The organism is Leptotrichia sp. HSP-342 (genome assembly GCF_041199995.1).
GTDB classification, from domain to species: domain Bacteria; phylum Fusobacteriota; class Fusobacteriia; order Fusobacteriales; family Leptotrichiaceae; genus Leptotrichia; species Leptotrichia mesophila.
The window spans coordinates 1,252,594-1,275,279 of sequence record NZ_CP165646.1 but is presented as its reverse complement, the minus strand read 5'-3'; the positions used below and the strand labels follow the sequence as shown (position 1 = coordinate 1,275,279).

26 protein-coding genes and 1 pseudogene are annotated in these 22,686 nt (G+C 28.6%); 24 read left to right on the top strand and 3 right to left on the bottom strand.

The window, feature by feature from the left end; genetic code table 11:
• Positions 1-13 precede the first annotated feature (13 nt).
• From AB8B23_RS06555 to tnpA, 6 genes and pseudogenes are all read left to right on the top strand, one after another.
• On the top strand, positions 14-1,465 hold the full coding sequence (locus tag AB8B23_RS06555) for a S1C family serine protease (protein ID WP_021745262.1): 1,452 nt from the start codon (positions 14-16) through the stop codon (positions 1,463-1,465).
• Positions 1,466-1,498: 33 nt separating this feature from the next.
• Positions 1,499-2,662, top strand: a complete 1,164-nt coding sequence (locus tag AB8B23_RS06550; protein WP_369712074.1) for an ABC transporter permease — start codon at positions 1,499-1,501, stop codon at positions 2,660-2,662.
• Positions 2,655-3,353, top strand: a complete 699-nt coding sequence (locus AB8B23_RS06545; protein ID WP_369712073.1) for an ABC transporter ATP-binding protein — start codon at positions 2,655-2,657, stop codon at positions 3,351-3,353. The genes AB8B23_RS06550 and AB8B23_RS06545 overlap by 8 nt, the downstream gene beginning before the upstream one ends.
• A gap of 12 nt (positions 3,354-3,365) precedes the next feature.
• Positions 3,366-4,457: a DNA polymerase IV gene (gene dinB, locus AB8B23_RS06540; RefSeq protein ID WP_369712072.1), complete on the top strand. Its 1,092-nt coding sequence runs from the start codon at positions 3,366-3,368 to the stop codon at positions 4,455-4,457.
• A gap of 49 nt (positions 4,458-4,506) precedes the next feature.
• The gene (gene cdd, locus AB8B23_RS06535; RefSeq protein ID WP_369712071.1) at positions 4,507-4,914 is read left to right on the top strand and encodes a cytidine deaminase; all 408 of its coding nucleotides are present in this window, start codon (positions 4,507-4,509) and stop codon (positions 4,912-4,914) included.
• 281 nt (positions 4,915-5,195) lie between these two features.
• Positions 5,196-5,569: pseudogene (tnpA, locus tag AB8B23_RS06530) on the top strand (IS200/IS605 family transposase).
• On the opposite strand, the gene AB8B23_RS06525 reads toward tnpA, so the two are convergent.
• Positions 5,552-5,686 (bottom strand): hypothetical protein, encoded by a 135-nt coding sequence (locus AB8B23_RS06525; RefSeq protein WP_021745256.1) that lies wholly within the window; start codon positions 5,684-5,686, stop codon positions 5,552-5,554. The pseudogene tnpA and the gene AB8B23_RS06525 overlap by 18 nt on opposite strands.
• 374 nt (positions 5,687-6,060) lie before the next feature.
• Between AB8B23_RS06525 and AB8B23_RS06520 the strand changes: the two genes are divergently transcribed.
• Positions 6,061-6,738, top strand: coding sequence for a dTMP kinase (locus AB8B23_RS06520; RefSeq protein ID WP_369713915.1), 678 nt, complete (start codon positions 6,061-6,063; stop codon positions 6,736-6,738).
• Positions 6,739-7,477: 739 nt separating this feature from the next.
• Here the strand turns inward: AB8B23_RS06520 and AB8B23_RS06515 are convergent.
• Both AB8B23_RS06515 and AB8B23_RS06510 read right to left on the bottom strand, forming a co-directional pair.
• On the bottom strand, positions 7,478-7,654 hold the full coding sequence (locus AB8B23_RS06515) for a hypothetical protein (RefSeq protein ID WP_369712070.1): 177 nt from the start codon (positions 7,652-7,654) through the stop codon (positions 7,478-7,480).
• 21 nt (positions 7,655-7,675) lie between these two features.
• The gene (locus tag AB8B23_RS06510; RefSeq protein ID WP_369712069.1) at positions 7,676-8,335 is read right to left on the bottom strand and encodes an XRE family transcriptional regulator; all 660 of its coding nucleotides are present in this window, start codon (positions 8,333-8,335) and stop codon (positions 7,676-7,678) included.
• A gap of 223 nt (positions 8,336-8,558) precedes the next feature.
• On the opposite strand from AB8B23_RS06510, the gene AB8B23_RS06505 reads away from it, so the two are divergent.
• The 17 genes from AB8B23_RS06505 (at position 8,559) to hisD (ending at position 22,579) form a co-directional block, all read left to right on the top strand.
• Positions 8,559-9,065 (top strand): PH domain-containing protein, encoded by a 507-nt coding sequence (locus AB8B23_RS06505; protein ID WP_369712068.1) that lies wholly within the window; start codon positions 8,559-8,561, stop codon positions 9,063-9,065.
• A 115-nt stretch (positions 9,066-9,180) separates the two neighbouring features.
• A complete protein-coding gene (locus AB8B23_RS06500; RefSeq protein WP_369712067.1) occupies positions 9,181-9,723 on the top strand; it encodes a hypothetical protein in 543 nt (180 codons plus the stop codon).
• 47 nt (positions 9,724-9,770) lie between these two features.
• On the top strand, positions 9,771-10,673 hold the full coding sequence (gene galU / locus AB8B23_RS06495) for a UTP--glucose-1-phosphate uridylyltransferase GalU (protein ID WP_369712066.1): 903 nt from the start codon (positions 9,771-9,773) through the stop codon (positions 10,671-10,673).
• Positions 10,674-10,801: 128 nt separating this feature from the next.
• On the top strand, positions 10,802-11,152 hold the full coding sequence (gene folB / locus AB8B23_RS06490; protein ID WP_369712065.1) for a dihydroneopterin aldolase: 351 nt from the start codon (positions 10,802-10,804) through the stop codon (positions 11,150-11,152).
• 29 nt (positions 11,153-11,181) lie between these two features.
• Positions 11,182-11,670, top strand: coding sequence for a 2-amino-4-hydroxy-6-hydroxymethyldihydropteridine diphosphokinase (gene folK / locus AB8B23_RS06485; protein ID WP_369712064.1), 489 nt, complete (start codon positions 11,182-11,184; stop codon positions 11,668-11,670).
• Between the two features lie 365 nt (positions 11,671-12,035).
• Positions 12,036-12,626 (top strand): GTP cyclohydrolase I FolE, encoded by a 591-nt coding sequence (gene folE, locus AB8B23_RS06480; RefSeq protein ID WP_369712063.1) that lies wholly within the window; start codon positions 12,036-12,038, stop codon positions 12,624-12,626.
• A 35-nt stretch (positions 12,627-12,661) separates the two neighbouring features.
• Complete coding sequence (locus AB8B23_RS06475) at positions 12,662-13,474, top strand: hypothetical protein (RefSeq protein ID WP_369712062.1); 813 nt, start codon at positions 12,662-12,664, stop codon at positions 13,472-13,474.
• Positions 13,475-13,496: 22 nt separating this feature from the next.
• Entirely contained in the window at positions 13,497-14,132 is a 636-nt protein-coding gene (locus AB8B23_RS06470) for a hypothetical protein (RefSeq protein ID WP_369712061.1), read from the top strand.
• 10 nt (positions 14,133-14,142) lie between these two features.
• Positions 14,143-14,616, top strand: coding sequence for a hypothetical protein (locus tag AB8B23_RS06465; protein WP_021768646.1), 474 nt, complete (start codon positions 14,143-14,145; stop codon positions 14,614-14,616).
• 39 nt (positions 14,617-14,655) lie between these two features.
• The gene (locus tag AB8B23_RS06460; protein ID WP_369712060.1) at positions 14,656-15,204 is read left to right on the top strand and encodes a T6SS immunity protein Tdi1 domain-containing protein; all 549 of its coding nucleotides are present in this window, start codon (positions 14,656-14,658) and stop codon (positions 15,202-15,204) included.
• Positions 15,205-15,271: 67 nt separating this feature from the next.
• Positions 15,272-16,651, top strand: a complete 1,380-nt coding sequence (locus AB8B23_RS06455) for a bifunctional folylpolyglutamate synthase/dihydrofolate synthase (RefSeq protein WP_369712059.1) — start codon at positions 15,272-15,274, stop codon at positions 16,649-16,651.
• 67 nt (positions 16,652-16,718) lie between these two features.
• Positions 16,719-17,801 (top strand): dihydropteroate synthase, encoded by a 1,083-nt coding sequence (gene folP, locus AB8B23_RS06450; protein ID WP_369712058.1) that lies wholly within the window; start codon positions 16,719-16,721, stop codon positions 17,799-17,801.
• 140 nt (positions 17,802-17,941) lie between these two features.
• Complete coding sequence (locus tag AB8B23_RS06445) at positions 17,942-18,475, top strand: NUDIX domain-containing protein (protein ID WP_369712057.1); 534 nt, start codon at positions 17,942-17,944, stop codon at positions 18,473-18,475.
• Between the two features lie 124 nt (positions 18,476-18,599).
• A complete protein-coding gene (locus AB8B23_RS06440; protein ID WP_369712056.1) occupies positions 18,600-19,301 on the top strand; it encodes a hypothetical protein in 702 nt (233 codons plus the stop codon).
• A 215-nt stretch (positions 19,302-19,516) separates the two neighbouring features.
• Positions 19,517-20,650, top strand: coding sequence for an ATP phosphoribosyltransferase regulatory subunit (locus AB8B23_RS06435; RefSeq protein ID WP_369712055.1), 1,134 nt, complete (start codon positions 19,517-19,519; stop codon positions 20,648-20,650).
• 1 nt (position 20,651) lies between these two features.
• Positions 20,652-21,269: an ATP phosphoribosyltransferase gene (gene hisG, locus AB8B23_RS06430; protein WP_021745239.1), complete on the top strand. Its 618-nt coding sequence runs from the start codon at positions 20,652-20,654 to the stop codon at positions 21,267-21,269.
• 29 nt (positions 21,270-21,298) lie between these two features.
• A complete protein-coding gene (gene hisD, locus AB8B23_RS06425) occupies positions 21,299-22,579 on the top strand; it encodes a histidinol dehydrogenase (protein WP_369712054.1) in 1,281 nt (426 codons plus the stop codon).
• The last annotated feature ends 107 nt before the right edge of the window (positions 22,580-22,686 follow it).

Sequence of the window (22,686 nt, the reverse complement as noted above, 5' to 3'; positions counted from 1 at the left end):
GAAAGGTAAAAAAATGAAAATAAGAAATTTAATTTTAATGATAAGTGTATTTTTATGTAATACTGTTTTTGCCAACGACAGTTTGGTAAAGAAAGCTCTTGTAAAGGTTTATACTGCACACCAGATGCATAATTACATGTCCCCTTGGCAAAACGGACAGGATTTCAGCTCGACTGCAACAGGGTTTATCATAGATGGTAATAGAATTATTACAAATGCTCATGCAGTACTAAATGAAAAATTCCTTCAGGTAAGAAAAGAAGGCGATTCAAAAAAATATAAGGCGAATGTAAAATTTATCTCGGAAGAATATGATTTAGCATTAGTTGATGTTGAGGATAAATCATTCTTTAGCGGAACAACAACCTTGAAATTGGGAAAACTTCCAAATATACAAGATAGCCTTACAGTTTACGGGTACCCTTTGGGTGGAGACAAGCTTAGTACTACGAGAGGAATTGTATCAAGAATGGAGCATAACAGCTACACTTTGACAAATGAAAAATTCCTTATTGGACAAACTGATGCGGCAATTAACAGTGGGAATAGTGGTGGACCTGTACTGAGTGGAGGTAAGGTCGTGGGTGTAGCATTTGCAGGACTTACTCAGGCAGATAATATAGGGTATTTTATTCCTGTAAACATACTTGAAAATTTTTTGGATGACATAAAAGATGGAACTTATGATGGACCTCCAAAATTAGGATTACAATGGGCAAAGCTTGAAAGTACATCTCAGCGGCAAATGCTGGGATTAAAAAATGATTCAAAAGGTGTTTTTATAAAAAAAATTCTTCCAAATTCTCCATTTAACGGTGTACTCCAAAGAAATGATGTGTTATTGAAATTGGATGGGCATGATATTGAGTCAGATGGAACTGTAGAATTTCGAAAAAATGAGAAAACAGACTTTAATTTTATAAATCAAGAAAAAAAATATGGACAGACATTAAGTTATGAAATTATTAGAGATAAAAAGGTATATAAAGGACAAGTTACATTGAAAAAGGCTGATATAAAATTTAGTGTGGTAAAAAGTACGAAACTTCAGGAAGCTCCTTCTTACTATGTTTATGGTGGATTAATTTTTGAGCCTCTTACAACAAATTACATTACATCGTTTACTGAAGAACATCCAGCAAATACACTTTCAGCAGTATATGATAGAGAGGATTTGTTTAAAGATTACAATGGATTGGTAATTCTTGTAAGGGTTCTTCCATTTGATGTAAATCTTGGGTATTCTGAACTTGAGAACAGAATCATTACTAAAGTTAATGGAGAGAAATATAAGGATTTTAATGATTTTGTAAAAAAAGTGAAAAATACAAACAAAGAATTTATTGTTTTTGAAGATGAAGACGGCAATGAAATTGTATTAGATGTTGCCAAGGTTAATGCACAAAAATCAGCATTGATGGAAAATTATAATATTTCACATGAAATGTCGAGTGATATAAGATAGTGATATTAAATAGAAAGGAAGAGGAAAGAAAATATGGTAGAATTTTTTATTGCATTTCGACATGTTATTGAGAGAAAGTTTCAAAGTATATTTTCAGTGCTTGGAGTTGCAATTGCAGTAACAGTATTTATTGTTTCGCTAACAGTTTCCAATGGATTGGAAAAAAATATGATAAATTCGCTGCTCACTATGAGTCCACATATTTTAATAAAAAATAAGAAGAAGCCTTTTTTTGAAGGATATAATGAAACTGTAGAGAATATAAAAAAAATAAAAGGTGTCAAGGCTGTAATTCCACAAATTAATAGTCAGTCAATAATGAAATTTGAAGGCTATGCAAAAGGAGTGCTAGCAGATGGGATTAGTGTAGAAAATGTCAAAAATGGACTAAAACTTAAAATGGTTCATGGAAATGATAATATTTCAGAGTTAAATTCTGTTCTGATTGGAGAAGCCTTAGCAAGTGAGATGAAGTTGAAAGTTGGGCAGGAAGTAAGTTTAGTCTCAGCTGAAAATAAGGAGATAAAACTTATTGTGAGAGGAATTTTCAAGACAGGATTTTTAGAATATGATTCAAACCTTGCAATCGTTCCATTACGAACAATGCAGATATTATCCGAACAAGGTGAAGCTACTACTGAAATAGGCATTAAAGTTGAAAGTCCTCAAAAAGTTGAAGAAGTATTAAATCAGATAAGAATTGTAATAAATCAAGAAGAATATGCTATAGTAAGCTGGAAAACGATAAATCAGAATCTTTTAAAAGCAGTACAGTTTGAAAAATTTGTGTTAATTGCGATTTTAAGTTTGCTTCTCGTTATTGCAAGTTTTGCTGTATCGGTAATTTTAAATATGATTGTACGTGAGAAAATTAAGGATATTGGAATTTTGAAATCAATTGGATATACAAATAAAAATGTTCGAAGAATTTTTACTATAGAAGGATTGATAATTGGCGTATTTGGGATGGTTCTGGCAAGTGGATTGTCGCCACTTGTACTTATAGGGTTAAAAATTTTATTTAAGGAATATATGAAAGGTGGAACTTATTATCTGGAAGAGTTGCCTTTGTATATTTCACAAAAGGAACTTCTTATTATTTATGGAGTAACATTTGTAGTTGTATTTTTGTCAACAATCTTCCCAGCAGCTAGAGCAGCCAGATTAAAACCTGTGGAGGCGTTAAAATATGAATAAAATAATAGAATTGAAAAATGTTAATAAAATTTATAAGACAAAAGTTGAAAATATTCATATTCTAAAAAATATAAACTTGGCGTTTAACAAAGGAGATTTTATTTCAATACAAGGTAAGTCAGGAAGTGGTAAAACATCGCTTTTAAATATACTTGGTCTTTTAGATGAGCCGACTGATGGAGAAATTTATATAGGCGGAGAAAAGATACACTATAAAAATGAAAAAGCAAAAACAGCAATAAGAAATAAAAAAATAGGATTTGTTTTTCAATTTCACTATTTGTTAAATGAATTTACAGCACTTGAAAATGTTATGATGCCTGCACTTGTAAATAAAAATATGAATAAGAATGAAATTAAGAAAAAAGCAAAAGAACTGCTTGCACTAGTGGGACTTGCAAAACGTATAAAACATAAACCAATGGAGCTTTCAGGAGGGGAAAAGCAGCGTGTGGCAATAGCAAGGGCGATGATTAACGATCCTGATATAATACTAGCTGATGAACCTACAGGAAATCTTGACACAGAAACAAGTAATATGATAAATGAACTATTTATGAAAATAAATCAGGAAAGAAATCAGTCAATAATAATAGTTACTCATAGTCTGGAATTAGCAAATCTGGCTAATTATAAGTATAAAATTGAAAATGGCGAATTTAATATGATTTTACCAACAATACAATTTTAGGAAATTTTGATAATGGAAAAAGAAAAAATTTATTTGCATTATGATATGGATGCTTTTTTTGCGGCAATTGAGCAAAGGGATAACAGGGAACTTAGAGGAAAGCCTATTGCAGTAGGACATGGAGTTGTTACAACGGCAAGTTACGAAGCTAGAAAATATGGAGTAAAATCTGCAATGCCAACAGTTCAGGCTAAACGGCTATGCCCAAATCTTATTGTCGTAAGTCTTAGAAAAGGTATTTATTTTGAAGAGGGCAGGAGAATACAGGGATTAATAAAAAATGTGTTGAAAAAATCTGAATTTACATCTGTTGATGAAGGTTATATTGATATTACAGAATTTATTCGGAATAAAAATATGAAACTTGATAAAAGAGATGAAATTTTAAAGATAAAGAGATTTATAAAAAAATTTAAAAAATTTATTTATGATAATTCTAAGCTTACTTGCTCAGTTGGTATAGGTTTTAGCAAGATAAGCGCTAAAATTGCAAGTGATATTGATAAGCCAAATGGCTATTTTATATTTAGAAACCGTGAACATTTTTTAGATTATATTTATAATAAGGAACTTGGGATAATTCCAGGAATCGGAAAAAAAACAAGGGAAGTATTGAAATTATTTAATATAACGAATGTCTTTCAACTCTATGAAATTGAAAAAAATGAGTTAATCAGAAGATTTGGGGAAAGTAAAGGAGAGTATCTGTATAATGCTATTCGTGGCTTGCATTCTTCTGAAATAAATACAGATAGAAAAAGACAGTCTTATGGACACGAAGTTACTTTTAATCAGGAGGAAAATGATATTTTTATATTACATGCTGAATTAAAAAAGCAATCAGAAAGATTGAGCAGCAAACTTATTGAGAAAAATGAATTTGCTAAAACTGTTACAATAAAAATCAGGTATTCCAATTTTGTAACACATACCCGCTCAAAGACTTTGAAAAGTGCAACTAATGATATAAACGAAATATACGAAGCAGCAATCGAAAATCTGGAATTCTTTGAAAAAAAAGATGAAGTACGACTTATTGGAGTACAGCTTAGTTCAATTTTGAAAAGTAATGTAGTTCAGTTGTCATTTGATGATTTAAAATAGATTATTAAAAAATTTGAGAAAAATTATTTAAGTTGGGAAGTGAAAGTAAATGACTTTAAATGAAAAAGAAATATTAGATTACATTGATGAAATAAATCTCTTGTTAGAGAAAGCCTATGTACCTTACTCAAAATTTCCTGTAGCAGCATTGTTAATCGATAATAATGGAAAAAAGCATAAAGGAGTAAATGTTGAAAATGCATCTTTTGGACTTACACTTTGTGCTGAACGTAATGCGATTACAACAGCGGTTACTGAAAATATGAAGAAAATAAAAGTACTTATTGTAACAGGAAAAACACCTGAGCCAATTAGCCCTTGTGGAGCGTGTAGACAGGTAATAAGAGAATTTTCTGACAAGGATACAGTAATAATTTTAACAAATAAGGATAAAAAATATAAAATCACTTCATTAGAAGAGCTTTTACCATATTCATTTGGAGCAGAAGATTTGTAAAAAATTTATAATATCTTTTAAAAAGTTTAATACAGGCGTGTCTGAAAACTCTTAATCAATAATATTTTTAATAATTACTTAAACTTATTTTATTTATTGACTTTAGTCAGTTGAGTACGCAAAGCGTGTGAAATATAAAACCGTCCGCATAGCGGGTGCGAAAACGTAAGTTTGCAACAAAATACACCTTTCGTTATAATAGCGTTGTTCAAAGCTACTATTAATGAAAGGAAAGTATTTAATGGCTAATAGAACTAAATAGACTGTCTCATATTAAATGGATGTACAAGTGTGTCATATAGTATTTACACCTAAGTATAGACGAAAAATTATATGTAGTCAATACAGAAAAAGTGTGGGAAAAATTTTAATAAGATTATATGAATATAAAGGAGTTGAAATAATAGAAGGACATTTGATGAAAGATCACCTGCATATGCTATAGGTGTATTAAATTTTATGGGATATCTGAAGGGAGAAGTATATTGATGATGTTTGACAAGCATGCAAACTTAAGATATAAATTTGGAAACAGACATTTCTGGTCATAAGGATATTATGTAAGTAGGCTTAAATGAAAGCAACCATAAAAAAATATATAGTCAAACAGGAGAAACATGATATAGCGATGGACAAATTAAGTGTAGTAATATGAAGCCCTTTTTAAAATTTTCAAATCTTGGAGTTTCATTTCTTCCAGTTCTATAATTTTTATTTGTATTAGATTCTCAATATCTTTTTCAGAAAGGTTTGTTGTATCTGAATTTTTCATCTATCACTCCTTGATTTTTTAATAAGAATTTGATAAAATAAATATAGATTACAAAAGTTTGTATTTCATTTTTACTATAAAAACTAGGAAGCAAAAATGAGGCAAATTTTTATAAAACGTTGAAAAAATTTCTTATAGACTAAGAGTTTATAAAAAGAGATCCTTTTAAAATAAGTAAAAATAATAATTATGACTTGAATTAAAAAGTAAAATTATTTCAAAATCTCTAAAAATAACTATTTAAAGTGATTTATAAAATGGCAAAATCAGTAAAATATCAGAAAATAAAAGTACAATTTAGAATTTTAGTAGTCTTTTTTAAAGACTACTATATTTTTGATTATAAATATTTTTTAAAAATGAAGGAAATAAAAATGGGAAAATTAATAATTATAGAAGGTACAGATGGAAGTGGGAAACAGACACAGGCGGAATTGCTATACAAGAAATTAAAAGAAATAGAAGGGGAAGGAAAAGTAAAGAAAATATCTTTTCCAAATTATGAAAGCAGAGCTTCCGAGCCTGTAAAAATGTATCTTGCAGGTGAATTTGGAAAAACAGCGGAAAGTGTTAATGCTTATGCGACTTCTGTACTTTATTCAGTTGACAGGTTTGCTTCGTTTAAGACTGAATGGGAAGAGTTTTACAAAAATGGGGGAATCGTGATTAGTGATAGGTACACAATTTCAAATATGATTCATCAAGTGCCGAAAATATCTGATAAATCTGAACGTGAAATATATTTGAACTGGTTAATAGACTTGGAATGGAGAAAAATAGCAATACCAGAGCCAGATATTGTATTTTTCTTAGATATTCCATTTGAGTTTAGTCAAAAACTTATGAAAAATAGAGAAAATAAAATAACTGGAGAAAAAGAGAAGGATATTCACGAAAAAGATAAAAATTACCTGAAAAATTCCTATGAAGTAGCAAAAGAATTGTCAGTAAAATATAAGTGGGATGTAATTTCTTGCGTTAAAGATGACAAATTAAGAACGATAGAAGATATAAATGATGAAATAGCGAAAATTATTTTTAAAAAAATATAATGTAAGGAAAAATTGCAAAATAAAGTATCACTAGTATCACTATAGACTTATTTAATAATCTTGATATAATAAATGGTAACAAAGATACTGGCAATGAATATTGAAAGAATAAAAAAATTAAGAAAGGAAACTATTGAATGAGGCTATAAAATTGAACATTTAAGAGGCAGTTGGACATCCATCAAAACTGTCTGCCCTTGACAGGCTTGTAACTATGCTTCCGTATTAAGAACTATGGCGAACATTGCCTTTGAATACGGCGTTGCAAAAAGTACCATCTGTGAGTGTGTTAAATGAACTGAGAACATACTGATAAAAAGCAGGGAGTTTTCCTTGTCTAAAAGAGGGAGCTTTTCAGAGACACTGAGATAGAGGTTGTACTGGTTGACACTACGGAATGCGAAATTGAGCATCCTAAAAAAACAGCGGAAATATTACTCGGGAAAAAAGAAAAAGCACACGCTAAAGACTCAGATAGTGGCAGACGAAAAAGATCTAAGGATACATAGGCATAAATAAGATACACAGTAACAGCTTAATACTTACAAAATCGACAAAAAGGAACAAATTAACTAAAGAAGATAGAAAATACAATTCGACTATTTCAAAGCGGAGAATCTAGATGGAGCATGTGAATAGGCATATCAAGAAATTCAGGATAGTGTCTACACGTTATGGAAACAAGAGAAGAAAATTTTCTATGAGATTCTCGTTGATTTGTACAATTTATAATTTTGAACTATAGGTTGTCAAATAGGTTTAATGTCATTTCTTTGTTTAAATTTTCAAGATATTCTTTTGCTCCGTCAACAAATGAGACTGTATCAGTTTCAGAATCTAAAGTGGATAAAATAGGTATTTTAATTCCATTTATCTCTATATATTCAAATTTTTCCTCTTGATTTTTATTAGACATCTTTATACCTCCATTTTATTTTTACCATTGATTTTCTACAAAAGTTCTGATTACTCTTCCTTTACAATATAATAATTCTGTATTCAAAACAATAATATCATCATAACCAGGATTAAATGAACGTAATCTGATAATTCCCTGTTTATCTATTATTAATTGTTTTATATATGTCTCATCATTATATTCAAAAACGCAAACTTTACCGTTTAAACTTATTGGATTACTGCAAAGTTCGGGATCAACAATGGCAATAGCACCATCAGGAATACTTTTATCAAGACCAGTCATACTTTCACCAGAAACTTTAATTGCAAAAATTCCTTTTCTATAAATGTTTTGTGGTACCGGATAACTGCCTATCTCTTCTGAAAGGTTTATATAGCCTGTACCAGCACTTGCCTTTCCATACATCGGGATCTCCAATATTTCGATAGAAGTTAAAGGCTCTGGAGCTGGATTTTTTATATCTGTAATTCCAGCTAAATAATTTAAGTCAATATTAAAAAATTTTGCATAAGCTGTAATAAACTTGCTGCTTGGCTCAGATAAATTATTTTCCCAACGTGAAATCATACTTTTAGTTATGTTAAGATTATATTCCCTATTTAATTTTTCAACAAGGGAATCCATTGATAAAGAATTTTCTTTTCGTAAATCCTTTAACCGTTTACCAATATTCATATTAATTCCTCCACATCTATATTTTTATTATAACATATTTGTTCCTAAAATGCAACAAAATATAAAAATTATATTTGGAATCATTATTTTTATAAAATTAGTTGCTTAATAGGAATTATAATAGTAAAATTTTTTATAAAAATTTAAATTTTCTTTGCTTAATTTCTAAAAACATAGTACAATTAATTGTATAAAATATTGATTCAAGAAAGGAAACATAGATATGAAAAGCTTGAAGGATATAAAGGAAATGCTTTCAAAATCAGGGTCATTAATTTTAGGAACAAAAAAAGAAGTTAAAGAGCTGACAAATATTATTAATGATGATGAGATTATTACTTATGCGACTTCAGGAGTGTATGATGGGCATACGTGGCTTGTCGTTTCAACTAATAAGAGAATTATTTTTTTGGATAAAGGAATGCTTTTTGGTGTTAATCAAATTGAGATTCCTCTTAGCAAAGTAAATGCTGTGAAATACAAAAAAGGTTTATTTGTAGGCGAGATAGAAATATGGGATGGAGCTTCTATGTTTAGAGTAAAAAGTGTATTGAAAAAAACACTTATTCCATTTATAAACGCTGTAAATAATTCGATAGAAGAAATGAAGAAAACACAAAATTCTCCAAAATTATCTGTAGCTGATGAAATTATAAAATTTAAAAGATTACTTGATGAGGGGGCAATAACACAAGAAGAATTTGATAAGAAAAAGAAAGAGCTCTTGTAATAGTGAGTATTGAGAATTTTAATAATTTTTTCAAAAAATTTATTACAATTATTCACTAAATTATGATATAATTAGACATATTGATAAATTAGAGATGTGGAAGGACGTAGATAAAATGAAAAAACTAATATTTTCACTTATATTTTTGATTGGGGCGCAAGGATTTAGTGATACGTGCAGTTTTGCTCCTAATCCTGATACTTTTTTAGAAAGAGTTATAAAAAAAATACAATCTGAAAAAAGAACAAATGATATTTTTTGCGATAGAGATAAAGTAAAAATGGCATATTACACAATTGAAGATGAGGATTATAATGCAAATGTAGGAGTTGCCATAAAAGTGGCTCCAACAACTACTAACGATGATTTTAAAAAAGAGTTTTATAAAAAATTTAATGATTATAAAGATTTTTTTGCAAAAATTGATACCAAAAATCTTGGAAAAACTCCATTGCCAGATAAAGAAATAGTGCGTTTCTACGTACAATTTCCAGATGAAAAAAGCATCATTATAATTGGAAAATATGAATATAATTTAAAGACGAAAGAACATCAATTAGTAGCTAATTTAAAAGCAAAGGATTATTTTGAAAAATTAAATTTATTCCAGCCATTGGCAGTAAAAGTTACATATTCTGATGATGGTCATATATTTTAATAAAAAAATAATAAAAGTAATGTTGAAAAATATTTAGGAGGGAAATTATGAGCATCAAAAGGATAAGAAAAGCTGTTATACCTGCAGCAGGACTTGGAACGAGAGTTTTACCAGCAACCAAAGCACAGCCTAAAGAAATGCTTGTAATAGTTGACAAACCTGCACTACAGTATCTTGTAGAAGAACTTGTATCTGCGGGAATTGAAGAAATTCTTATTATTACTGGAAGAAATAAGGGATCAATAGAAAATCATTTTGATTATTCTTATGAACTGGAAAAAACATTAGAAGAAAAAGGGAAAAAAGATTTATTGAAAATAGTAAACAATATTTCTGAAATGTCAAATATTTATTATGTTCGTCAAAAAAGACCATTAGGTTTAGGGCATGCAATAAGCTGTGCAGAAGCATTTGTAGGAGATGAGCCATTTGTTGTGCTTTTAGGAGACGATATTATCTATACTGATAAAGATAAAGGGCAAAGTCCTGTTACAAAACAGCTTGTAGAAAAATATAATGAACTACAAGGCGGTACAATTTTAGGAGTACAGGAAGTTCCTCACGAAAATGTCTCAAAATATGGGATAATAAAGCCATTAAAGCAAATTGACGAAAAAACAGTGGCAGTAGAAGATTTCATTGAAAAACCATCAATTGCTGAAGCTCCGAGTAATCTTGCTGCATTAGGGCGATATGTGTTGGAGCCTGAAATCTTTTCATATTTAAAAAGGACAAAACCTGGAAAAGGTGGAGAAATTCAGTTGACAGATGCAATTTTGGCAATGAAGAACGATGGTGAAAAATTGTATGCGTATAATTTTGATGGATTAAGATATGATACTGGAGATAAATTTGGAATGTTTGTTGCAAACGTTGAATTTGGATTAAGACACGAGGAATTAAAGGATAAAGTAAAAGATTACTTGAAAGATTTAGTGGAAAAACTATAATTTTTTATATTAAGAGCATAAGTTTAATAGCGTTATGCTCTTTTATTTTTGAATGAATGCTATTTATTTTTAAGATTTTATATGTTAAAATATACACAAATTTTAAATCGAAAATGAGGGAGATTCAATTGTATAAAATAAAAATTAATAACATGAAATTTCATTCATATATAGGTGTTTATGAAGAAGAAAAAAAAATTGGACAAAACATTGAAATTGATTTAATCATTTCACTTTCAAAGGAAATTATTAAGAATGATGACATAAATAGTACATTGAGTTATGGAGATTGTTATAGAAAAATAGAAGAAATTGTTAAAGCAAGCAGAGTAGATTTGCTGGAAACATTGGCTTTGGATATTATAAAAGAGATAAAAGAAATGAATGAAAAAATTGAATATGTGCAAGTAAATATACGAAAATTAGCAGTTCCGATTAATGGAATTTTTGACAGTGTTGAAATTCAGATAAAAGATTAGGCGGAGCAAGGAAAGGGATAAAATAAAAAATGGCTAAAAACAAAGTTTATTTAAGTTTGGGCAGTAATATTGGAAAAAGAGAAGAATATATTCAAAAAGCTATTGAAGCAATTGAAAAAACTGAAGGAATTGAAGTATTGAAAAAATCAGGATTATATGAAACAACTCCTGTTGGATATTTAGAGCAAGATTTATTTTTAAATGCAGTAATTAAGATTGAAACTGATTTTTCAGCAAGAGAAATCTTAAAAATCATAAATAAAATTGAAGCTGAACTGGATAGAAAAAGGGAAATTAGATGGGGACCAAGAACGATTGATATTGATATTTTGATTTTTTCAGATAAAAAAATTAACGAACCTGATTTGATAGTTCCACATAAGGAAATGATGAATAGATTATTTGTACTAGTTCCATTGATTGAAATTTACGATGGAGAGTATTTTGGCAAAGAAGAAATTTTACAAAAAATAGATGAATTAGTTGAGGCAGGAGATCAAAAAATCGAAAAAATTTGAAAAAACTAATTTAACTTATGGTAACCCGAATTAGGAAATAATATAAAAAGAATTGTAATAATTCTTATATTTTTTTGAATTTTAAAATTAAATTATCGGACGTTGTTTATTTTATTATATTATATTTATTATTTTATTTACAACTATTAAATCATTACAACAACTCATTTTACAATTACTTGAATGAATAATGTTAAGTTATGGACAAGTCTAAATATCATTTATTGTAAATAATAATTTACAAAGATAAAATCATGTAATAAATATGGACTAGACTCATTTAATGATATATATAAGAATAAAGTTTGTCAAAATAGAATTGAAGAATACCATTTGTTGTTGAAATAAAAAGAAAGGTTAAAAAAATGAAAAAAAACAAAAGTATAGATAAAGAAACAAGATTAAAAAATATTGAAAATGCAGTACGTGAAATATTGATAAATATTGGTGAAGATGTGTATAGAGAAGGACTTATTGAAACTCCTAAAAGGGTTGCAAAAATGTATGAGGAGATTTTGAGTACAAAAAATGTGAATGATTTTGAGAATTATAAATTATTTGATGTGAATCTGGGTGAGTCGCAAGAAATGGTGCTTGTAAAGGAGATACCATTTTTTTCAATGTGTGAACATCATATGTTGCCATTTTTTGGAAAGGTGCATGTTGCTTATATTCCGAGAGATAATAAAGTTATTGGACTTAGCAAGATACCAAGACTTGTGGAATTTATTTCAAAAAAATTAAGTGTTCAGGAGGAAATCACTGTAAATATTGCAAAGAAATTAATAGAGATATTGAATCCATTAGGAGTAGCTGTTGTAGTTGAAGCAAGGCATATGTGCATTGAAATGAGAGGAATTAATAAAATTGGTTCTGTGACTAGAACTTCGTTTTATAGTGGGGAATTTAAAGAGAATGTGGGTAGGAAGAAGGAGTTTTTGGATGGGATAAAATAAAATTTTAAGGATATTTTTTTAGTTTGGAGAAAAATATGATGGAGTTAATAACTAAGGAAAAATTTTATGAACTAATGGAAGAATATTCTGAATATGTTTTTTGGCAAAAATACGAGGATATATCTGAAAATTTATTACAAATATTAAAAGAAGATATTTATAAGAATGAAAATTCATACGACATACTGACACCTTTTAAAGAAGAGGGAAAAGATTGGTTATTGAAATATGTATACAAATATCAGCCTAGAACTGGAAAAATTTTAAAGGAAAATTCTAAACTTTTTGGTGGAGTAGATTTAGATACAAAATTAGAATATACAAAAGAAGGAGAACTTGGTAATACGTTTTTAGGATTAGAATGTAGTAATACAATAATTGAAATTGAAAGAGATTTTTATGGAAATAACTTATGTGATAAAGAGGAAAATAAAACTATATCTAAAGAAATAAATAGGTATCATTCTCTTCCAGAAAAAATAAAGATGGCTTATTTTTATAAGTTTAGTGGATTTGGAACTAGTGGAATCGGATCTGTATTACCTTGTAACAGCTGGGATAGTTTTGATGGATATATGGACTCGTACAAAATTCCTAAAGGAAAACAAAAGAAATGGTATAAATGGATAGAACAATTTATGCCGAAATTTGATTTAAAATCATTGGGTGGAACATGTACGGATTTTATGAGTTTTTTGGATACAAGATATGAAGGAAATGAAAATGAAATTGAAATAACGCTATTTGTGAAAACACATTTAAAAGATGGGATTGTATATGCAATACAAAATGGCGATATAGAAAATATGAAGATACTTAGCAACCCGGCTGAAGCGATAGATAGATAGATATTGTGAATATATTTTGACAATGCATAAGACGGATTTTGATTTTACTCCATATTTTGAAACACTAAAAAAACTGGATGGAAAAGGAGCAACTAATATTTCTATGGAAGAGGAAGATTTATATATGGTAGAAATAAGGGTGGCATATATAAAAGGTAAACATATAGGTAACAGAGAAAAGGAGTTAAAATGGTATGAACAGATGAAATGGTATTTAGATTTTCATTCTTTTAAAAATAATTATATACAACTAAAAACAGATAAAGGCTGGAGGGAAGAAAAGACTGAGATAAAATTTTTGGATGTAATAATGGATAAAAGAGTAAAAGAAGAAATAAAAACTGGAAAAGTTGAGGAAATTAAAATATTTTCTATTTTAGATAGAGGAAAACCAACTGGTGAAAGTGATGCTGTTGTTTTTATAACATTTAATAAAAAAGAAGGATTAACTACTTTTCACATATGGGATTATTATACCGAAGAAACGGATATGAATGAAAAAATAAATGAAATGAAATTGTTAATAGAACCAGAAATAGAAGAAATATTCGACTGGAAATGCAAAAATAAATTTCCTTATGATTATGTAAAATTTGGAAAAAAAGAATTAATCTCTGAAGCGAAAATAGATAGAATTTATAAGAAAACAACGAAGTGAGCAATAAAAAATGTGTAAAAGAACTAATTATTATATAAGACAAATAAATGGCAATAAAGTAGATTTAGAAGAAGCATTAGAAATGTTTGAAATAAAATATAAAAAGTTACTAAAATTTAAATATGTTTCACAAGGAGCAGGGTTAGATTTGATTGATGTAGTAGAAAATAATCATTATATATCTAAAAGTTTAAGCATAAAAATACTAAATGGAAAAATTTTTTTGGAAGTATTTGATGAAGATGAGGAAGAAGATTATGAATATTATTATTATATAAATCCAAATGCACCGATAGCATTGACATATTATCCAAATTATCCAGATTTAATAGACAATAATCTGCATAAAGTTCCTTTAAATATGTTCGTAGAAGATAAAGAATTTGTTTGTGAAGTTATAAAAGATTTTTTTGATAAAGGAAATACTGAAAAAATAAAAGAAAATTATATTAAGAATAAGTGGATAATGGATAAATACAAATAATAAAATTAATTTTTTAGAGTATTTATGAGAGGAAGTAAAATGTTAAGAGATTTTAAAAAAGAAAAAGAAATGCCAAAAGAAATTATTGAAAAATATAAAGGGCAAGTACCAAATGAGATTATAGAAATCTGGAAAAATTATGGATTGGGAAATTTTTTGAATGGGTATCTAAGAGTAATAAATCCAGATGATTATAAAGAATTAGTAGAAGAAACTTACTTTAGAGGAAAAGAGTCAATACCTTTGTTTACAACAGCTTTTGCAGATGTAATAACATGGCAAGAAAATGGATTTATAGACATAGTTCAGTATAGATATGAGGATTTTGAGATAATGTTAAAAAATATGGGATATTTTTTAAAATTTATATATACTGAAAAAACATTTACTGATGATTATTTTGATTTAAAATTATATGAAAAGGCTGTAAAAAGATATGGAGAATTAGAATATAATCAAAGTTTTTGTTTTGTTCCATTGTTAGGGTTAGGTGGGAAGAAAAGTGTTGATAATTTAGATAAAGGAGATACTTTGACACATATTTACTTGATTACGGAGCTTGTGGGGAAAGTAGGAATAGATGATTAGAATTAAGTTAGAATATCAAAATAAACTTAACAAATGATAATTTTTACAAAAATAGGAGAAAAAAGTTATGAAAGAATCATTATATGGGGAAAAGAAAAGAGTAAAATTACTTGCGGAAATTTTAGACAAAATGGATAATCCAGCGAGTGATGTTCAGGTTATTCATGTTAGTGGGACGAATGGGAAAGGTTCGACTTGTTATATGATTAATAGCATTTTGTGTGAAATGGGATATAAAGTTGGATTATTTACGAGTCCTCAAATAACGACAATTTATGAATTGATTAAGGTTAATGGGGTTGAAATTACAGAACTGGAATTTGAAGATTGCAAAAATAAGTTAAGACAGGTTTTGAATGAATTGAATTTGAACTTGGAGAATGATTTGTCGTATTTTGAGATGGTGTTTTTGATTGCGATGATACATTTTAAAAATAAGGCAGTGAATGTTCTGATTTTGGAATGTGGGCTTGGAGGGGAGCTGGATGTAACGAATGCAGTTTCAAAAATTGATTATACTATTTTTACAAAGATTGGGATTGATCATAAAAATATTTTGGGGAATACGATTGAGGAAATTTGTCAAACAAAATCAAAAATTATAAGAAAACAGAGCAATGTTATAATTGCTCCAAATCAAAGAGATGTAGTTTATGAAATTTTGGAAAAAGAAGCAAAATATAAAAATTGTGATATTTTTTTAGCTGAAAAAAATATAAAAATCGAAAAAGTGAAAAATATAGAAGAGAATAGGCAAAATATTTATGAAAAAGAAGATTTAAAATCTAAAAACAGTTTAGAATTTCAAAATAAAGTTAGAGCTGAAATAACTGGAAATTATGATTTTGGGAAAAATTTTAAAAATAATGAATATTTTTTTAGATTTGGGCTAAAAGGTGAACAACAGCTGGAGAATCTAGCAACAGTTTTAATGTGGTATTTTAGATTTTGTGATGAAAATATTCTACAAAATACAGAAAGAATATTGGATAGAGCTTTGGGAACATTACAAATTGAAGGACGAATGGAAAAAGTTGAGAAAATTAAAAATGTGTATTTGGATGTGGCACATAATGAGGATAGTGTCGAGGCATTTGTAGATTATATTAAAAAGAATTTTGATAATAAGAAAAAGATTTTTGTAGTTGGATTTTTGAAGGATAAGGAAGTTGAGAAATGTGTGAATCTTTTAAAAATAGTTGGGGATAATTTTATATTGACAGAGCCGAATAACGAAGAAAGAAAATTGGATTCAGAGATTTTAAAAAAATATTTTGAAGATAAAAAAATTGAAAACTCTAAAAATATTATAATTTCTGAAAAGAATATTGAGAAGGCTTTTTTGAAAGCATTAGAATTGAGGGAGAATGAAGATGAGTGTATTTTTGTAGTGGGATCATTTTACTTGTTAGGAGAAGTAAAAAAAGTTATTGAAAAATGTTTTTAATTTAATCAGAATAAATATTAAAACAAAAAAACAGGCATACCATTTAAGAAGGGAAAGAAATAAAAAAATGATTAAAATTAATGAAATTAAGAATAAGGATTCAAAAAATATTGTTATTGAATTTAATGGAAATAAAGAAGAATTACGTAAATTTGAGAATTTTTTGGAAGAAAAGAATATTTTTTCATTTAATAAAAATGAAGGGATTACAGCTATTTTTAAATATTCAGAATTAAAACAATTAGTTGAGATTTTGAAAATGGAAAATAGTTTTGAATTTGAAAATGGAATTGAAAAATTGGAAGAGATTTTACAAGAAAATAGACTGATTTGGAAAGGAAATAATTTCGAGTTTGATTTGACGACTGAGTCGGTTATTTATTCGATTTTGAATATTACGCCAGATTCGTTTTATGATGGTGGGAGAAATTCGAGTATTGATAAGGTTTTAAAAAGGGTTGAGAATGATATTAGAAATGGGGCTAAAATATTTGAATTTGGGGGAAAATCATCGAAGCCTAATTTTGATGATATTTCGGCAGAAGAAGAATGGAATCGGATTGAAAAATATATTAAGGCTGTGAAAAAGGAGTTTCCAGATATTGTGCTGGCTTTGGATAGTGATACTGAGGAAGTTATTGAAAAAGGGCTGGAAGCTGGGATTGACATTATTAATGATTTTAATGGATTTACTTCGGAAAAGAAATTGAAATTAGTTGAAAAATACAAGCCTGCATTGGTTGTTATGAATAATGGACGGTTTGATAAAATTCCAAACTTGAAAAATTATTTAGAAAATTATTTTGATGAGCGAGTAAAAGCAATTTTAGAAACTGGAATTGAGAAAGAAAAAATTTCGATAGATCCAGGAGTTGGATATTCCTCAAATAACAGTATGAATACGCCTGAAGATATGGAAAGAATTAAATCGGTAAAATATTTGCGAGATATGAAATTACCAATTATGATTGCAATTTCAAGAAAAAGTTTTAATGAAAAAATATTTGGGCTGTCGCTAGAAGAAAGACTTATGGGAACATTGATGTTTGAGAGTCTAATGGTACAAGATGGAGGAAGGATTTTGAGGGTTCATGATGTAAAGGAAACTAGGGATATTTTGAATATGCTGGAAATTTATAATAAAATTTAATTTTATACTCTAACCTGTTTAAAATTAAACTATTAAAAATTATACAAACTTAGGGTTTGAGTAAATAGTCATAGCCTTTGAGTTCTGTTTTAAAGTGGTTTTACTATAAAATTAAAGAAAATATTCAAAAGGAGATTATTTTGAAAATAGAAAATATAAATTTTTTGAAAAAACATTTACAAAATTTAGCAGAATACGAGCCTGAATTGAAAACAAAAATAGGAAAAATTTCGGAAATATTATCACAAACAAAAATAGAGGATTTAACGAACAGAAAGTCCAAAGTTCATTTATCAGCGAGTGCTATAGTTTTTAAGAATGATAAATGTTATTTTATAAAACATCCATATCTAAAAACTATTTTACTGCCAGCAGGACATGTAGAAAGTGGTGAAATACCTTTAGACACTGCTATCCGTGAATTTGTAGAAGAAACTGGTTTTTTTGCAAAAATTGATGAAAATATGCGAAATTTTGGATTGATTGATGTGAATGTAATTGGAATTCCTGAAAGTCTTGTGAAAAGTGAAGAGGAACACGTTCATATTGATTTTCGGTATAAACTTGTTTTGGATGAAGATAGAAAAGGGCAAAAGGCTGAGTTGGAGTGGTTTTTGTTGGAAAAAAGTGAAGTTGATAGTGAATTTAATAAATATTATAAATATTTGGAATAATAGGAATAATGAGGTACAATATAAATATATAAAGCTTCAGATGATTTGTTTATAATCATAAGGAAGTAAAAAATAGAGTTTTTTATAATAAAGGTAATTTATAAAAAAAGGAGACGTGAATAATATGAAAAAAATAATTTTAAGTTTATTTGTATTGCTAAGTTTATCGACTTTTACACAGGAAAAATATCAAGTGGAAATAGAACCATCTGCAAAAATATCTCAAAATGTTGTTCAGAGCTATAATTCTCAAATTGAAAAGGAAGTTAATAAAATATATTCAAAAGAAGAAATGTTTGGAATTATGAATAAAATGATGAATGGAGCTTCTGTTCAAGGGAAAAACGAGGGAAATGACTTAAAAGAATTAATGAATGTTTTTTTTGGAGAAGAGTATATTTCTAAAATGATGGATATGATGTTTAAATATTATAAAATTGAAATAGAAAAGATAAATTATATTTCTGAAAATAAAGCGTATGTAAAAGTTAAATTGGGATTTCCTATTAATATGGATGAAATAAAAAGCATGGGCAGTATTGATAAAATGCTAGAAAAAGCCGAGGAGAGCTCTAAAAAACTTGAAGTGGCCTTTAAGAAAAGAACAGGAAAAACAATGGAAGAATATACAAAGTCAATTTCAGAAAAAGATGAAAAAGCAATGAAAAAATATTTTAAAATAATGGGTGAAATTCAAATGGAAATCATGGATGAAGAGTTTGCTAAAATAACGAAAAATGGAAAATATGTCGGAAGAAAAGAAATTTTAGAGGCTAACAAGAAGAATGAAAAATGGGTAATTGAAAATCCTAATTTTGGGTATTAAAATAATATTAAGACAGGAAAAACAAATTTGAATAGTAAGATTAAAGCAGAGAAAATATAATAAAAATAATACACATAGTTCAAAAAGATGGTATCAAATAAAGGAGGGAATCTATTGTAAAAAAAGTAGGGGAGTGTGAAAACTTCCTTTTTTTGCAATTATTTTGATTATATGATAAGATAAAAGTAAAACAGGTGTGGAAAGTGAAGTAAATTATGAAAAATTATATAAAAAATATGAGTAAAAAAGATTTAGTGTTACTAAATATACGGAAAATGTATGATTCTTATGGATATAAAAAGATTTCTCTTCCGAGTTTTGAGGAATATGATTTATACAATGAAAATAAGGATTTTATTGACAGGAATGTATTGACTGTTATGAGTCCGAATGGGAAATTGTTAGCGTTGAGACCTGATATTACGTTGTCGGTTGCTAAAAAGGTGTCTAAAGATCAGTCTTTGAAATACAGTAAAATTTATTATCAGGAAAATACTTACAATTTGACAAAATATGTTGGTTACGAAGAGGATGAACAGCTGGGGATTGAATTAATTGGGAAAGAATCGACGTTTTTGGATTTTGAGATTATTAATCTTGCAGTAAAAAGTCTGGATATTATAAATAAAAAAAGTATGATTGTTTTGTCGCATGCGGGATTTATTTCTTCAATTTTTCAAAATTTCGATTTGGAGTATGAAATAAAAGAGCAAATATTGGATTGCATTAATAGAAAAAGTAGCCACGATATACAAAAAATACTAAAAAGAAATGAACATATTTCAGAAAATGTGAAAAAATTAATTTATAAAATTCCTGAATTATCGGGGAATTTGGGAAATATTGAAAAGGAACTTTTAAAATATGAAATAAATGACAATACGAAAAAAATATTATCTGAACTTAAACAGCTAAACAGTTTATTGATGAAATTTTACAAGAAATCAAAAATTGTATTTGACTTTTCTGTTGTAAAAAATCTAAATTATTACAACGGAATTATTTTGCAAGGGTATATCGAAGACTTTCCAAACGTAATTTTAACTGGTGGCAGATACGACAAATTGTTTGAAAAATTTGGGGTTGATACTGGAGCTGTTGGATTTGCTATTTTGACTGATGGATTGAAGGGGTATTATAAGGATACTGATAAAAAGGATTTTGAGGTTTTGATTGCTTATGATAACAGCGATTTTGAAAAATTGGTGGAAATTGTGAATGATTTTCAGAAAAAGGGGCTTAGAATAAGGACGGAAAATATTGAGAATTTAGGTGAAAGTGATTTTGAAATTTTTAATTTTGATGAGAAATATATTTTTCAAAACGGGGAATTAAAAAAGGAGGAATAGTATGATAAATATAGCTCTTCCTAAAGGGAGATTAGGAAATAAAGTGTATAATTTATTTGAGAAAATAGGTTATGAAAGTTCGGAAATGAAGGAAGATAACAGGAAATTGATTTTTGAGAATGAGGAAAAAAATATTAGATTTCTTTTGGTGAAGCCGTCGGATGTAGGGGTTTATGTCGAAAAGGGAAGTGCGGATATTGGAGTTGTAGGAAGGGATATACTGCTTGAAGAAAATCCTGATGTATATGAATTAATGGACTTGGGATTTGGGAAATGCAGGTTTTCGATTGCAGGACCGATGGATTTTAAGGAAAATTTCGATAGACCTCTTGTGGTTGCAACGAAGTATCTTAATGTGGCGAAAAAATACTTTGACTCAATTAATAGGGATGTAGAGCTTATAAAATTAAATGGTTCTATTGAAATAGCACCGATTTTGGGACTTTCGGATGTAATAATGGATATAGTTGAAACTGGGACAACTTTGAAGGAAAATAATTTGAAGATTCTTACAAACATCGAAGATATAACTGCCAGATTTGTTGCCAATAAATCAAGTTACAGATTTAAAAATAAAAAAATCGAGGAAATTGTTAATAAGATAAAAGAAATTTTGTAAAATAAAAAAGTGAAATGGAGTGATGCGTTATGATTAAGACAATAAAGTATTCAAAAAATGTTGATTTGGAAAAGGAGCTTGCTAGAAGCCAGTTTTCGTACGATGATGTAAATGAAACTGTGGAAAGCATTTTGAAAGATGTTAAAGCTAGAGGAGATAAGGCTTTGATAGAATATACTGAAAAATTTGATGGTGTAAAACTAGAAAATCTAGAAGTTACACAGGAGGAAATTCAAAAAGCCTTTGACACAATTGACAAGGAATTAATGGAAGTTATTCAGTATTCGCACGACAACATCAAGAAATTTCACGAAAAGCAAGTTAGGAATGATTTTTTAATAAGACAGGAAAATGGCGTAATTTTGGGACAAGTAGTTAATCCGATTGAAAAAGTTGGACTTTATGTGCCAGGAGGAACAGCGGCTTATCCTTCGACTGTGCTTATGAATGCAGTTCCAGCTAAAATTGCAGGATGTAATGAAATTATAATGGTAACGCCTCCAACTGCAGATGGAACAATTTTATCCTCTATTCTTGTTGCTGCAAAAATTTCTGGGGTTAACAGAATCTTTAAAGTGGGTGGAGCTCAGTCAATAGCTGCTCTTAGTTATGGTACAGAAACTATTCCAAAAGTATATAAAATTGGCGGGCCAGGAAATATTTACGTTGCAATGGCTAAAAAAATGGTTTATGGGGAAGTTTCGATTGACATGATAGCAGGACCGAGTGAAGTACTTATAATTGCTGATGAAAGTGCAGACCCAGTTCATACAGCGGCAGATTTATTGTCACAGGCGGAACACGACAAACTGGCAGCCTGCATATTAGTTACGACTTCTGAAAAGTTGGCAAAAGAAGTTACTAAGGAATTGGAAAAGCAGTTAAAGGAATTGCCAAGAGAGGAAATTGCAAAGGTATCGATTGAAACTCAAGGAAGAATAGTTATTGTAGACAATATGGATGATGCTGTCTTTGTAAGTAATTATGTTGCACCAGAACATTTGGAACTGGCAGTAGATAATCCATTTGAATTATTGCCAAGAATAAAAAACGCAGGATCAATATTTATGGGACACAACACGCCTGAACCAATTGGAGATTATCTAGCAGGCCCAAATCACACATTGCCGACAAGCGGTACTGCCAAATTCTCTTCCCCACTTTCAGTAGACGACTTCGTTAAAAAATCTTCGTTTATTTACTATTCAAAACAAGTACTTGAAGAAGTTAAGGATAAAGTAATTAAATTTGCTGAAAATGAAGGGCTTACAGCACATGCTCGTTCAGTTTCTAAAAGATTTGAGAAATAAAAAAATAGAATTTGTCTGAAAACAGATTTTTAATAATTTTTTGATAAGATTGAGAATTATAAATTTCTAGTTTTCAGGCTTTTTAAAAATATTAAAATTTTTCATTT

What these genes read in the sequence shown, in the direction of transcription:
- AB8B23_RS06470 (WP_369712061.1), top strand. Translation starts at nt 13,497, where the DNA reads ATGCATAAGACGGATTTTGATTTTACTCCATATTTTGAAACACTAAAA.
- AB8B23_RS06520 (WP_369713915.1), top strand. Translation starts at nt 6,061, where the DNA reads ATGGGAAAATTAATAATTATAGAAGGTACAGATGGAAGTGGGAAACAG.
- AB8B23_RS06510 (WP_369712069.1), bottom strand. Translation starts at nt 8,335, where the DNA reads ATGAATATTGGTAAACGGTTAAAGGATTTACGAAAAGAAAATTCTTTA.
- AB8B23_RS06515 (WP_369712070.1), bottom strand. Translation starts at nt 7,654, where the DNA reads ATGTCTAATAAAAATCAAGAGGAAAAATTTGAATATATAGAGATAAAT.
- folE (WP_369712063.1), top strand. Translation starts at nt 12,036, where the DNA reads ATGAAAAAAAACAAAAGTATAGATAAAGAAACAAGATTAAAAAATATT.
- AB8B23_RS06545 (WP_369712073.1), top strand. Translation starts at nt 2,655, where the DNA reads ATGAATAAAATAATAGAATTGAAAAATGTTAATAAAATTTATAAGACA.
- AB8B23_RS06550 (WP_369712074.1), top strand. Translation starts at nt 1,499, where the DNA reads ATGGTAGAATTTTTTATTGCATTTCGACATGTTATTGAGAGAAAGTTT.
- folP (WP_369712058.1), top strand. Translation starts at nt 16,719, where the DNA reads ATGATTAAAATTAATGAAATTAAGAATAAGGATTCAAAAAATATTGTT.
- dinB (WP_369712072.1), top strand. Translation starts at nt 3,366, where the DNA reads ATGGAAAAAGAAAAAATTTATTTGCATTATGATATGGATGCTTTTTTT.
- galU (WP_369712066.1), top strand. Translation starts at nt 9,771, where the DNA reads ATGAGCATCAAAAGGATAAGAAAAGCTGTTATACCTGCAGCAGGACTT.
- AB8B23_RS06455 (WP_369712059.1), top strand. Translation starts at nt 15,272, where the DNA reads ATGAAAGAATCATTATATGGGGAAAAGAAAAGAGTAAAATTACTTGCG.
- AB8B23_RS06440 (WP_369712056.1), top strand. Translation starts at nt 18,600, where the DNA reads ATGAAAAAAATAATTTTAAGTTTATTTGTATTGCTAAGTTTATCGACT.
- AB8B23_RS06525 (WP_021745256.1), bottom strand. Translation starts at nt 5,686, where the DNA reads ATGAAAAATTCAGATACAACAAACCTTTCTGAAAAAGATATTGAGAAT.
- folK (WP_369712064.1), top strand. Translation starts at nt 11,182, where the DNA reads ATGGCTAAAAACAAAGTTTATTTAAGTTTGGGCAGTAATATTGGAAAA.
- AB8B23_RS06555 (WP_021745262.1), top strand. Translation starts at nt 14, where the DNA reads ATGAAAATAAGAAATTTAATTTTAATGATAAGTGTATTTTTATGTAAT.
- hisG (WP_021745239.1), top strand. Translation starts at nt 20,652, where the DNA reads ATGATAAATATAGCTCTTCCTAAAGGGAGATTAGGAAATAAAGTGTAT.
- hisD (WP_369712054.1), top strand. Translation starts at nt 21,299, where the DNA reads ATGATTAAGACAATAAAGTATTCAAAAAATGTTGATTTGGAAAAGGAG.
- AB8B23_RS06435 (WP_369712055.1), top strand. Translation starts at nt 19,517, where the DNA reads ATGAAAAATTATATAAAAAATATGAGTAAAAAAGATTTAGTGTTACTA.
- AB8B23_RS06500 (WP_369712067.1), top strand. Translation starts at nt 9,181, where the DNA reads ATGAAAAAACTAATATTTTCACTTATATTTTTGATTGGGGCGCAAGGA.
- cdd (WP_369712071.1), top strand. Translation starts at nt 4,507, where the DNA reads ATGACTTTAAATGAAAAAGAAATATTAGATTACATTGATGAAATAAAT.
- AB8B23_RS06460 (WP_369712060.1), top strand. Translation starts at nt 14,656, where the DNA reads ATGTTAAGAGATTTTAAAAAAGAAAAAGAAATGCCAAAAGAAATTATT.
- AB8B23_RS06505 (WP_369712068.1), top strand. Translation starts at nt 8,559, where the DNA reads ATGAAAAGCTTGAAGGATATAAAGGAAATGCTTTCAAAATCAGGGTCA.
- AB8B23_RS06475 (WP_369712062.1), top strand. Translation starts at nt 12,662, where the DNA reads ATGATGGAGTTAATAACTAAGGAAAAATTTTATGAACTAATGGAAGAA.
- AB8B23_RS06465 (WP_021768646.1), top strand. Translation starts at nt 14,143, where the DNA reads ATGTGTAAAAGAACTAATTATTATATAAGACAAATAAATGGCAATAAA.